We start from the raw sequence: 12313 nt of genomic DNA, 5'->3' as shown, positions 1-12313 counted from the left end.
AATAAAAATAAAAAAAGAGGTAGCTCCTAGCCTAAGCGTTGAACAATAACAAGAGTTGTATTTAAATTGCCTTCCTCTAAGTAACTAAACAATTCATTTATCTGTTGAACAATAACAAGAGTTGTATTTAAATAAGATAATGAATACCAACCAGAAGAAGCAGCAAAAACGTTGAACAATAACAAGAGTTGTATTTAATAAACTAAGCGAAACTATTAAAAACAGGAAGTGGAAAAATGTGGTACTTGAATTTACTGCCAATTCTTAATTTCAAAAAAACTCCTTTATAATAATATTGTAATATTGAAATATTATTGGTATAATACACTCAAGTAAAGTTTGTTATAAACTTACTTTGATTGTTATAATTGTGGGTTAATTTTATATTTAAGCTAAAGAATTACTAATTCATTCATATCTTAATACTTTTAAAATAGGAGAATGTGTATATGAAAGAATTTAGTATTAATACAGATGTTTATTTTGGAGAAGGCTCTTTAGATAGACTAAATGAAATTAAAAATAAAAGAGTACTAATTGTATGCGATAAGTTTATGGAAACTTCAGGTATGGTTACAAAAGTACAACAAAAGCTTACTGACTGTGAAGTAACCATATACAGTGATATTGTTCCTGACCCATCTGTAGAAGTTATTGCATCTGGTATTCAAAAATTACAGAGTTGTAATGCACAGATTATAATAGCCCTTGGCGGAGGTTCATCAATTGATGGAGCTAAAGCTATAAAAGAATATTCAAAAAAAGTTACTGGAAAAACTATCAATATAGAAGAGTTTTATGCTATACCTACTACAAGTGGTACAGGCTCTGAAGTAACTGAATATGCAGTAATTACAAATAAACAAGAAGGATTAAAGTATGCAATCACAGATAAATCCCTTCTTCCAACAGTTGCCATTCTAGATCCTCAGTTGGTAAAATCAGTACCTAAAGCTATAACTGCTGATACAGGAATGGATGTAATCACACATGCCTTGGAAGCTTACGTTTCAAAAAATGCTACGGATTTTTCAGATGCCCTTGCAGAAAAAGCTTTTACTTTAGCATTTAGATTTTTACCACAAGCCTATGCTGATGGAGAGGATATAATAGCAAGAGAAAAACTTCATAATGCATCCTGTCTTGCTGGTATGGCATTTAATGCAGCTGGACTTGGAATTACCCATAGTTTAGCCCATGCTGTAGGTGGAAAATTACATATCTCTCACGGAAGAAGTAATGCAATAATACTTCCGTATGTAGTTGAATACAATGCTAATTTAAACAAAGAATCTTTCAATGCAGAATATAGCATAGCAGCTAAAAAATATCAAAGGCTTGCTAAATTATTAAAGCTACATGCACCAAATGTAACTATTGGTGTTAATAATTTAATTAAGAGCATTGTAAAACTTCAAAATACATTGATGATTCCCCAAACATTAAAACAACAACGTGAGGATATAAATTTGGATGAAACATCAAAAGAAGAAATTATTAATGCAGCTCTTAGGGATGTATGCACAACATCAAATCCTAGAGAAACTAAAAAAGAAGATTTTCTAAAAATTCTAGATAAGGTTTTAGGATAATATTGTATTCTAAACCACCCATTAAAGGGTGGTTTTTTCAAAATACTTTTCAGAAAATTTTAAAATATAGGTGGTGCTTAATGTGAAAGAGGAATTATACTCAATTGGAAAGGTTGGGGAGATATGTAAGATAACAAAAAAAGCACTGAGATATTATGACAAAATGGATATACTATCTCCTGATAAGGTATCTGATGAAAGTGGATATAGATATTATAGTAAAAAAACTTTATTATCGGTGCCAATGATAAAATATTACAAACAAAGTGGTTTTAAACTTGAAGAAATGAAGGTTTTTTTAGAAGGAGAAACCTATGACTTTTTTCATAAAAGCTTTAGAAATAAGATTGATGAATTAAAAGAACTTGAAAAGGAAATAAATCTAAAAATAAGATCCGTTAAAGATTGGGACGACCTTATAGTTGAGGCACAAAATGTAATTGAAAACAACGTGTGTGATGTGGCTATAAAATATATAGATAATAAAACATTAACCTTTTTAGACCAGGAATTTAAATATGACTATATGGATTCTATAATTAATATAGAATTTACAAATTATATAGATAGCATAGAAAATGCAATAACAGGTCCTGTAATTATACGTTTTCCATGTCATGAAGATAAAATGAATGGAAAATGCACTAAAATGAGAATAATGCAAGAGACAATTTTAAAGTGTAAAGAGGAGTTAAGTGTGGAGTTTGGTGGATGGATGGCAGCTGCCTGTTATCATATAGGACCTCATGAAACAATTAGCGATACATATAAAAAAATAAAAGAGTGGACAAAGGAACATGGTTACATATGTTTTGAAGAATGCTACGAAAGATATGTAACAGATTATTGGACTACTAAAAATACAGATAAGTTTGTAACAGAGATTTTAATTAAAATTAGTAGAGAAAGGTAACTGTTATAAAGTAAAACCTTGCCCTTAGGGTAGAGTAAGGAGATCTAATAACACATTTTTGTTAAAAAAAACACAATAATAGTAAATAAAAAGTGTATTTAATCTATTCAGAAAATTAAATTTATGTAGATTATTATACAAATAATACCATAGTTGTTATATGGAATTGATATTTTAAATCATCCTCTAACATAGTGTTTTCAAGCACTTGTTAAAGGGTGATTTTTCTTTATAAATGTAAAAACTTTAAATTTGTTTGAATATTCTTGTGAAATATATATTGACCTTACCCTATGGGGTAGGGAATATAATCTAATTGAAAATAAAACCTACAAGATAAAGGATGAAAAGGTATTCCACAGCTTAAATGTAAAATGTACAAAATTATAACAATCTTAGTATACATTTAATATTAATTTATAACTGAAAGGAGTCTTATTTTTATGAGTGAAAATTCAAAGACAGTAAGCTTAGAAGCAATTGCTGCAAAGAAGAAATTATCCAGTGATTTCTTCAAAAAGGGTATATCCCTAGCTTTATTTTCAGGTCTTGCCTATGGATTGTACACAGCATTTCTAACTATGGGTATGACTAAAGGAGTTTGGGGAGATTGGTATGGCGATAATACAGCAGGCTTATCAGTATTTGTTATAGCATATTTGCTTGCAGCATTAGGCAACGCCATAAATGATACATGCAGTGCCATCTGGTCACTTTTGTATGCAGTAGTTAAAGGAAAATTTGGAGACTTTTTAAGATGTATTAACACAAAACCAGGCCGTATTATGATACTTGCAGCTCTTATTGGAGGACCTATAGCTAGTACAGCTTATGTTATAGCACTTCAAATGGCAGGGTCTATAGTTGTTCCAATATCAGCACTTTGCCCTGCAATTGCAGCTATACTAGGTAAAGTTTTGTACAAGCAAGAATTAAACAAACGTATGGCTTTTGGTATTGTAATATGTGTATGTGCAAGTTTTTTAATTGGTAGTACAGGTTTTACATCTGATGGTATTTCAAGAAATACCCTTTTAGGTTTATTAATAGCTATTATTGCAGCCTTAGGATGGGGATTTGAAGGATGTGTAGCTGGATATGGTACAGCAATGATTGATCCTGAAATTGGTATTTGTATTCGTCAAGTAACAGCAGGAATTGCAGATTTATGTATATTACTTCCTGTTTTAGGAATGATGGCAGGTGGAATTAACATTTCAGTTGACCTTACTATGCAAGCATTTACAAGTGCACCTGCAATGATTTGGTTTACTTTAAGCGGACTTTTAACATTTATGACATTTATGACATGGTATGCTGGAAACAGTATGTGTGGAGCAGGTCTTGGAACTGCATGTAATGGTACATATTCTTTCTTTGGACCACTATTTTGCTTATTAGTATTAGGAGTATATGGTGGAATGGATGGATGGGCATTACCTACTGTTGCTTGGATTGGAGCTGTAGTAATGATTATTGGTATTCTTATAATATCTATGAATCCACTTGATTTATTTAAAAGAAAAAAGATGGAGGTAGATGTAGATGAAACCGCTTAATTATGCAATTTTAAAACACTTTACAAAAGTTCCAGAAGCCTGTGTTGATGATGTTATAGAAGCATTAAAAGGAGAATACGGACATTTCAAAGCTTTAAATAGAAAAGCCGTAACCAATGCTTTAATGACAGCAGAAGCAAATGGTCTTATTGAAGAGGTAAGATTTGATTTAGATGAAAACAAGCAATTAAGAGTTTATTATCATGCACACAAAGAAGGTGCAGATACAATTAATAAATATATTCCAGATTAATTTTTAAAATTAATTCACATAGAAAAATAAAAGAGACTATAAGTAATAGAATTTATAATGTAGAAAAAATTATACTGAGTTTTAAGATGGGAAGGAGAAATTAAAAATGAGATACTATGGCGATGAGGCTTTAGGTCTTGTAGAAACAATAGGATTAGTTCCAGCACTTGAGGCTGCTGATAAAATGCTTAAGGCAGCTAATGTTGAATTAATTTCATATGAAAATATTGGTTCAACCCTTGTAACTATTATGGTAAAAGGAGATGTTGCAGCAGTAAAAGCATCAGTAGAAGCAGGTGCTAAAGCCGCAGCTGCTATTGGTAAATTAACAGCACACAATGTTATGCCACGTCCTATTAGAGAAGTAGGAGATATTGTTTCAGTACATGATATCGATTTATAAATAGAAGGGAGATAGAATACATTGGCAAGATATAGAGCTTTAGGATTAATTGAAACTTTTGGTTTGGTTTTTGCACTAGAAGCAGCAGATGCTATGTGCAAAGCGGCAAATGTAGAACTTATAGGATATGAAAATGTGGCATCAGGTTATATATCTGTATTAGTTAGTGGAGATGTTGGTGCTTGTAGGTCAGCAGTAGATGCAGGTGTTGCAGCAGTTAATGGAATGGAAGGTGGAAACCTTTATAGTTCAATTGTTATCCCAAGTCCACATGAAGAACTTGAAAAAATAATAAAACGATATTCTATTACAACTCTTATACCAGAATAATAAAATAAATACTTAATTTGAATGGCATAGATAAATATAAACTATTGGAGAGTATTCCAAAAAAGTCCTGTAGGGCTTTAAATAAGAAATTATATTAATTTAATATATAAAATACACTAAAGAATGTGAGGGAGTAAATTGGATATTCGTGAATTTTCAAATATGCTTATGGAAGCTACTAAAAATATGTCTGATGAAGAACGTAATGGTTTAATGAATATGTTTCAAAGTATTTCCAAGGAAATAAAAAAGGAAGAAAAAGTTACATCAAATGTTGTATTTAATAATAATGGTGAAATTCCAGATGGAATGACAGAGCGTCTAATTAAGTTAAAGGAAAACTATATGAAACAAGTTCCATCAATAACAACTCATAGGGCAAGGGCTATTACTAAAATAGCTAAAGAAAACCCTGGTGTGCCTAAATCAGTTTTACGTGGTAAATGTTTTAAATATTGTTGCGAAACTGCACCACTTGTAATTCAAGATAATGAACTTATAGTTGGAGCACCAAATGGAAAACCACGTGCAGGAGCTTTTTCTCCTGATATAGCTTGGAGATGGATGGAAGATGAAATTGATACCATAGCAAATCGTCCACAAGATCCATTCTACATCTCAGAAGAAGATAAAAAAATTATGCGTGAGGAATTATTCCCATATTGGAAGGGAAAATCTGTAGATGAATACTGTGAAGACCAGTATCGTGAAGCAGGAGTATGGGAACTTTCAGGAGAATCCTTTGTTTCTGATTGTTCATACCACGCAGTAAATGGTGGAGGAGACTCTAACCCAGGATATGATGTTATCCTAATGAAAAAAGGTATGCTCGACATAAAAAGAGAAGCAGAAGAAAAATTAGCAAGTCTTAGCTATGAGAGACCAGAAGATATAGAAAAAATTTATTTTTATAAATCAATAATTGATACTGCTGAAGGGGTTATGATATATGCTAAACGTATGTCAGATTATGCAGCAGAGCTTGCGGCAAAGGAAACTGATCCTAAACGTAAGGCAGAACTTCAAAAAATTTCTAAGGTAAATGCCAGAGTTCCAGCTCACAAACCAAGTACCTTCTGGGAAGCTATACAAGCAGTTTGGACTATAGAGTCATTACTTGTAGTTGAAGAGAACCAAACAGGTATGTCTATAGGACGTGTTGACCAATACATGTATCCATTCTACAAATCCGACATTGAATCAGGACGTATGACTGACTTCGAAGCCTTTGAACTGGCTGGTTGTATGCTTATAAAAATGTCTGAAATGATGTGGATAACAAGTGAAGGCGGTTCAAAATTCTTTGCAGGTTATCAACCATTTGTAAATATGTGTGTAGGTGGTGTTACAAGAGAGGGACGAGATGCTACAAACGAATTAACATACCTTTTAATGGATGCAGTTCGTCATGTTAAGATATATCAACCATCTCTAGCTTGTCGTATACACAAAGGATCACCTCAAAAATATCTTAAAAAGATAGTTGACGTTATCCGTGCAGGTATGGGATTCCCAGCATGTCACTTTGATGATGTTCATATAAAAATGATGTTAGCTAAAGGTGTTTCTATAGAAGATGCAAGAGATTACTGCTTAATGGGATGTGTTGAACCACAAAAATCAGGAAGATTATATCAATGGACTTCTACTGGATACACTCAATGGCCTATATGTATAGAACTTGTTCTTAATCATGGAGTACCATTATGGTATGGTAAGCAAGTATGCCCAGATATGGGGGATTTAAGTCAGTTTAAAACTTATGAACAATTTGAAGGAGCTGTTAGGGAACAAATTAAATACATTACCAAATGGACAGCTGTTGCTACAACAATTTCTCAACGTGTTCACAGAGAACTTGCACCAAAACCACTTATGTCTATGATGTATGAAGGTTGTATGGAAAAGGGTAGAGGGGTAGAAGCTGGAGGAGCTATGTATAATTTTGGACCTGGAGTAGTATGGAGTGGTCTTGCAACTTACACAGATTCCATGGCAGCTATAAAGAAACTAGTATTTGAAGAGAAAAAATATACATTAGAAGAATTAAGTGAAGCACTAAAAGCTGACTTTGTTGGATATGAAAGATTAAGAAAAGATTGCTTAGAAGCACCTAAGTATGGTAATGATGATGATTATGCAGATTATATTGCTGCTGATTTAGTTAATTTTACAGAACAAGAACATCGTAAATATAAAACATTATATTCAGTACTTAGTCATGGTACTTTATCAATATCAAATAATACCCCATTTGGACAAATGACTGGAGCTACAGCAAATGGACGTAGAGCATGGATGCCTTTATCTGATGGTATAAGTCCATCACAAGGATCTGACTTTAAAGGTCCTACTTCTATAATAAAATCTGTTTCAAAAATATCTTGTGAAGACATGAATATAGGTATGGTTCATAACTTTAAGTTAATGTCAGGTCTTCTTGATACACCAGAGGGTGAACAAGGAATTATTGCATTATTACGTAGTGCATGTGCCCTTCAATTAGGAGAGATTCAATTTAACTATTTAGATAATGAGACTTTAATAGAAGCACAAAAACACCCAGAACAATATCGTGATTTAATTGTTCGTGTTGCTGGATATAGTGCATTCTTTGTTGAATTATGTAAAGATGTACAAGATGAAATTATCAGTAGAACAATGCTAACACATTTTTAATGAAACTGGAGAATGAAGAATATGAGTAATGGAAATTTAGGTGTAATTAAAGAAAAAGCCACAGTTTTTAATATACAAAAATATAGTATTTATGACGGAGATGGAATAAGAACTTTAGTATTTTTTCAAGGTTGTCCCCTTCGATGTAAATGGTGTTCAAATCCTGAAGGGTTAATTAAAAAACATAGAGTTATGTTTAAAAGTAACTTATGTGTTAATTGTGGGGCTTGTGTTTCTGTTTGTCCTGTTTCCATACACACACTTTCTAATGAAACTTTAAAGCATGAAATTAATCGTAACATTGATTGTATTGGATGCGGCAAGTGTAAAGATGCTTGCCTCAAATCCGCCATATCAATAGTTGGAGAAGAAAAAACTATTTCTGAACTTTTAAAAATTGTAGAAGAAGATAGAGTTTTTTATGAAATGTCTGGTGGTGGAGTTACATTAGGTGGTGGAGAAGTTTTAATGCAGCCAAAAGCAGCTTCTAGTTTATTAATGGCATGTAAGCAAGAGGGCATAAATACTGCAATTGAAACTTGTGGATATACAAATTTGGAAACAATACTTAAAGTTGCGGAATCTGTAGACTTATTTTTATTTGATATTAAACATATTAATCCCGATAGACACTTTGAATTAACTGGAGTAAGAAATGAACAGATTTTAGAAAATCTTCAAGAATTGCTTCGTAGAAAATATAATGTGAAGATTCGTATGCCTTTACTTAAAGATATAAATAATTCAAAAGAGGAAATAGAGGCAACTATGGAGTTTTTAACACCATATAAAGATTATAAAAATTTTAAAGGAATTGATTTGCTTCCATATCATAAGATGGGGGTAAATAAATATAACCAATTGGGAATTGAATATCCTATAAAAGGTGACCCAAGCTTAAATGATGAAGAGTTAGATAGAATAGAAGAATGGATTAAGAAATATGATTTACATGTAAAAGTAATCCGTCATTAAATAATTTTTAAATAGATAATAAGATGGAAGGTTAGATTTATGGGGGATTTTGAAAACAGACAAATACAACGTGTTATACAAGAATCGGTGCCAGGAAAACAAATTACTATAGCTCACGTTATTGCATCACCAATGGCTGATATATATGAACGTCTTGGAATTGATGAGTGTGGAGCCATAGGTATTTTAACTCTTTCACCCTTTGAAACTGCAATAATTGCCGCAGATATTGCTACAAAAGCTTCTGATGTTGAAATTGGATTTTTAGATCGTTTTACAGGTTCTGTTGTAATAAGTGGGGATGTTCAAAGTGTTGAAACAGCACTTAATGCAGTTAATAATACACTAAAGAATATGCTAGGATTTACTCCAGCTTTAATTACAAGAACATGATAAAAAAACGCATAATGGTAATTGGTTCATCAGGGTCTGGTAAAACCACAATAGTAAATGCATTAAATGATTATAATGGCCCATTAAGGCGAACACCGGATTTGATTTATGGTAAAAACACCATTGATGTTCCAGGTGCCTATATAGAAAATCCATGGATGTATAAACATATAATTGCATTAGCACAAAATAGTGCCTCCTGTATAGTTATATTAGTTGACCAATCTAATTGTACTGAAGTATACCCCCATGGATTTGCAAAATCCTTTAGGTGCCCAGTAATTGGAGTTGTAACAAAATGTGACTTAATGCCTGAAAATAAGGAAAAATGTTTAGGCCAACTAAAAGATATAGGTGTGGTGGAACCATATTTTCATATTAGCCTTAAAACAGGAATTGATGCCTTGAAAAAATATTTATTAAAAAAATGTAAGGAGTAAAGGGCAATGGTGAAATTTATTACTGAAGAGTGTTTGAGAGATTTATATAAAAAAGAACCTTTTAATACCTATAGGTTACAACAAGGACAGCGTCTTACCCCCGGGGCAGCTCAGTATTTATCCGATAAGAGAATAACAATAAAGGATGGATCAAAAACAACAAAAGAAGTGGAAAAAGAAGTGAAAAAAGTAGCGGAAAATAGCAATATAAATTTAAATAAGATGGTATGTTTAAAGTTAAAATCTATGGAGGCAGCATTTCTTGTTACTAGTAGTGAAATATTAAAAGAAGATATTATCTTAGCACAAAATATTGTAAATTTAGGTAAGAAAATATCAAATATCAGAAATGTTATAAATAAAAAAGCAATACTTGAGCCAATTTACTTAAAAGAATGTTGCAAGATGAATTCATTAAATTTCACAACAGAGCTGGATGATTGTTTTGAAATAACAGAATTTCATATGCAACTTAAAAAAAGTAATTCAATTTTAAAAATCCATACACTTCGCTGTGCTATGAGGGAACTACAGTTTGAAATAAACAAGATGTATAAAAGTGATGATGACAGTTTAAAAAATAGAATTCTAGATAATGTTAATTTAATAATTAATTCATTATCTCAGTTAATTTGTTTAGCAGTAGGAGGGAAGGAATGTCAAAGGGAAATTTAACTTTTGAATATTGTGATAACATGGTTCAAAAGTTTGAAGAAGTTATAAAAAAACCAATTCTTAATGAATCATCTGTTTACTATACAGGTGTGGATTTAGGAACTGCTTGTGTGGTATTAGCTGTTTTAGATGAAAACTATGAACCAGTTGCAGGCGCATTTAGATATGCTGATGTAGTTCGTGATGGTATGATTGTTGACTATATTGGAGCAGTAAAGATTGTAAGAGAACTTAAAGAGGAAATAGAAGAAAAACTTAATACAGAACTTATTTATGCAGCTGCTGCAATTCCACCTGGAACAGATGAGTTAGATTCTGGAGCAATTAAAAACGTAGTTCAAGCAGCGGGATTTGAATTAACACGTATTTTAGATGAACCTACTGCTGCAAATGCTCTACTTAAAATTGAAAATGGTGCAGTTGTAGATATTGGTGGAGGAACAACTGGAATATCAATTTTAAAAGATGGAAAAGTTGTTTATGTTGTGGATGAGGCTACAGGTGGTACACATTTTTCATTAGTTATCTCAGGTGCATATGGAATGTCCTTTAAAGAAGCAGATAAATTTAAAAGAGATAGTAAAAACCACAAGGAGATTTTACCAATATTAAAGCCAGTAATAGAAAAAGTATCATCAATTATTAATAATTATATTAAGAACCATGATGTTTGTGAAATTTCTTTAGTAGGTGGTACCTGTTGTTTAACAGGAATTGAAGAAATTATTGAAAAACAGACAAAAATATATACTCACAAACCTAAAAATCCTATGTTCGTTACACCACTTGGAATAGCATTAAGTTGTACGCAAGATATTATAGAGGAATAAGGGGAGTGTTTAAAAGTGGATTTTAGAATTATAAAATCACCTTCAAATAGCACTAAAGATATTCTAAAAAAGCGAATGAGCAAAAACTCTATAACAGATTTGGAAAATGCTGATGCAATAGGACTTGTTCAAGGTAAATTTATAGATATGATTTATGCTTCAGATATTGCAGAAAAAGCTGTAGGGGTTACCGTTGAAGATATTAGAGGAACTTGTCCTCAACATATGGTTTTAATAAGTGTTTTGGGTGATACATCATCAGTTGAAGCCGCATTAAATGAGATCAAACTAAAAATGAAAGAGGTAGGGGCAATATGATACTAGCAAAACTTATAGATACTGTATGGGCAACTAGAAAAGCAGAATCCCTTAGTGGACTTAAATTTATGCTAGCAGAAGAGGCTAGTGGAACATATAAAGGACGCAGATTTATTGTTGCTGATACTATCGGTGCTGGTATTGGTGATAGAGTTATTGTTAGTACCGGATCCGGAGCTCGCAGAATGCTTGGTGATGATAATATTCCAATAGATGCAGTTGTTATTGGAATAATTGATAGTGATTGCAATTTAAGTTAAAACACAGTCTTTTTAATTGAAAGGATGTGAAAACATGAAAAAACTAATCTGTGCCAAAGATGTAGAAGAATTAATATCAAAGGGAGAAAAAATATTTTATATAGATGGCACTGAAATAATTACACCATCAGCTAGAGATCTTGTAAAAAATAATGGAATAGAATTTACTACAAAACCTTGTGAAATCAAAGTACAATCTTTAGAAAATAATAAAGCTTTAAATATGGATGAATTTGATAGTGAAATGATGATTAATTTCTTTAAAAAAATGATGGACAAAGGTATATTAGAAGAAATTCTTAAATGTTTAAAGCAAAAAAGTCTCCCATTTGAAGCTGAGTGTGACCCTAGTGGGCTTAAAGTTATTAGAGGAAACACAGTAAAAATGGATGTGTTTGACACTGGTAATCCAGATGCAAAGGTTTATTTTCAAGAACTTTTTAGTAAAAAAGGGTCAAAAATCGGTGCTGGTTTTCTAACTATAGAAGACTCAAAATTCCATTTGAAACTAAATTGTGAAGAAATGAATTATGTTATTGAGGGAACTTTAACAGTTGAAATCAATGGAAAAACATATACAGCCCATGCTGGAGATGTATTGTTTTTACCAAAAGATTCTACAGTGCTTTTAAAATCTTTTGCAAAAACTAAAGTGTTTTATGTAAAATATCCAGAAAGTCTATAGAACTTTTA

Annotated in this window: 15 protein-coding genes and 1 CRISPR repeat array (1 of these 16 cut by a window edge); all 15 genes read left to right on the top strand. The window is 31.8% G+C overall.

The window, feature by feature from the left end; translation table 11 throughout:
- A CRISPR array of direct repeats spans window positions 1-200; the repeat unit is 30 nt; unit sequence GTTGAACAATAACAAGAGTTGTATTTAAAT; it reaches 418 nt to the left of the window's first position.
- A 249-nt stretch (window positions 201-449) separates the two neighbouring features.
- The 15 genes from B5D21_RS06730 to B5D21_RS06660 all read left to right on the top strand — a co-directional run bounded on the left by B5D21_RS06730 (window position 450) and on the right by B5D21_RS06660 (window position 12305).
- Window positions 450-1592, top strand: a complete 1143-nt coding sequence (locus B5D21_RS06730; RefSeq protein WP_023438394.1) for a 1-propanol dehydrogenase PduQ — start codon at window positions 450-452, stop codon at window positions 1590-1592.
- Window positions 1593-1674: 82 nt separating this feature from the next.
- A complete protein-coding gene (locus B5D21_RS06725; RefSeq protein WP_023438393.1) occupies window positions 1675-2505 on the top strand; it encodes a MerR family transcriptional regulator in 831 nt (276 codons plus the stop codon).
- 443 nt (window positions 2506-2948) lie between these two features.
- Window positions 2949-4064: a membrane protein gene (locus tag B5D21_RS06720; protein ID WP_011099669.1), complete on the top strand. Its 1116-nt coding sequence runs from the start codon at window positions 2949-2951 to the stop codon at window positions 4062-4064.
- A complete protein-coding gene (locus tag B5D21_RS06715) occupies window positions 4051-4317 on the top strand; it encodes a hypothetical protein (RefSeq protein ID WP_023438392.1) in 267 nt (88 codons plus the stop codon). The genes B5D21_RS06720 and B5D21_RS06715 overlap by 14 nt, the downstream gene beginning before the upstream one ends.
- Window positions 4318-4423: 106 nt before the next feature.
- Window positions 4424-4720, top strand: coding sequence for a BMC domain-containing protein (locus B5D21_RS06710; RefSeq protein ID WP_023438391.1), 297 nt, complete (start codon window positions 4424-4426; stop codon window positions 4718-4720).
- Between the two features lie 21 nt (window positions 4721-4741).
- Window positions 4742-5050: a BMC domain-containing protein gene (locus tag B5D21_RS06705; protein ID WP_035125179.1), complete on the top strand. Its 309-nt coding sequence runs from the start codon at window positions 4742-4744 to the stop codon at window positions 5048-5050.
- A 138-nt stretch (window positions 5051-5188) separates the two neighbouring features.
- Window positions 5189-7729, top strand: coding sequence for a choline trimethylamine-lyase (gene cutC, locus B5D21_RS06700; RefSeq protein ID WP_011099667.1), 2541 nt, complete (start codon window positions 5189-5191; stop codon window positions 7727-7729).
- 21 nt (window positions 7730-7750) lie between these two features.
- Entirely contained in the window at window positions 7751-8704 is a 954-nt protein-coding gene (gene cutD, locus B5D21_RS06695; RefSeq protein WP_023438388.1) for a choline TMA-lyase-activating enzyme, read from the top strand.
- Between the two features lie 39 nt (window positions 8705-8743).
- Window positions 8744-9097, top strand: a complete 354-nt coding sequence (locus tag B5D21_RS06690) for a BMC domain-containing protein (protein ID WP_011099665.1) — start codon at window positions 8744-8746, stop codon at window positions 9095-9097.
- Window positions 9094-9537 (top strand): EutP/PduV family microcompartment system protein, encoded by a 444-nt coding sequence (locus B5D21_RS06685; RefSeq protein ID WP_011099664.1) that lies wholly within the window; start codon window positions 9094-9096, stop codon window positions 9535-9537. The genes B5D21_RS06690 and B5D21_RS06685 overlap by 4 nt, the downstream gene beginning before the upstream one ends.
- 6 nt (window positions 9538-9543) lie before the next feature.
- Window positions 9544-10212, top strand: a complete 669-nt coding sequence (locus tag B5D21_RS06680; RefSeq protein ID WP_011099663.1) for a hypothetical protein — start codon at window positions 9544-9546, stop codon at window positions 10210-10212.
- A complete protein-coding gene (eutJ, locus tag B5D21_RS06675; protein WP_035125181.1) occupies window positions 10194-11042 on the top strand; it encodes an ethanolamine utilization protein EutJ in 849 nt (282 codons plus the stop codon). Before B5D21_RS06680 ends, eutJ begins: the two co-directional genes overlap by 19 nt.
- 15 nt (window positions 11043-11057) lie before the next feature.
- Window positions 11058-11360, top strand: a complete 303-nt coding sequence (locus tag B5D21_RS06670) for a BMC domain-containing protein (RefSeq protein ID WP_023438384.1) — start codon at window positions 11058-11060, stop codon at window positions 11358-11360.
- Window positions 11357-11620, top strand: a complete 264-nt coding sequence (locus B5D21_RS06665) for a EutN/CcmL family microcompartment protein (RefSeq protein ID WP_023438383.1) — start codon at window positions 11357-11359, stop codon at window positions 11618-11620. Before B5D21_RS06670 ends, B5D21_RS06665 begins: the two co-directional genes overlap by 4 nt.
- 34 nt (window positions 11621-11654) lie before the next feature.
- Window positions 11655-12305 (top strand): cupin domain-containing protein, encoded by a 651-nt coding sequence (locus B5D21_RS06660; protein ID WP_035125182.1) that lies wholly within the window; start codon window positions 11655-11657, stop codon window positions 12303-12305.
- The last annotated feature ends 8 nt before the right edge of the window (window positions 12306-12313 follow it).

It is taken from the genome of Clostridium tetani, assembly GCF_900167265.1.
Lineage (GTDB): Bacteria > Bacillota > Clostridia > Clostridiales > Clostridiaceae > Clostridium_G > Clostridium_G tetani.
The sequence above is the reverse complement of the archived record's forward strand: the minus strand, read 5'-3'. Positions and strand labels throughout refer to the sequence as shown.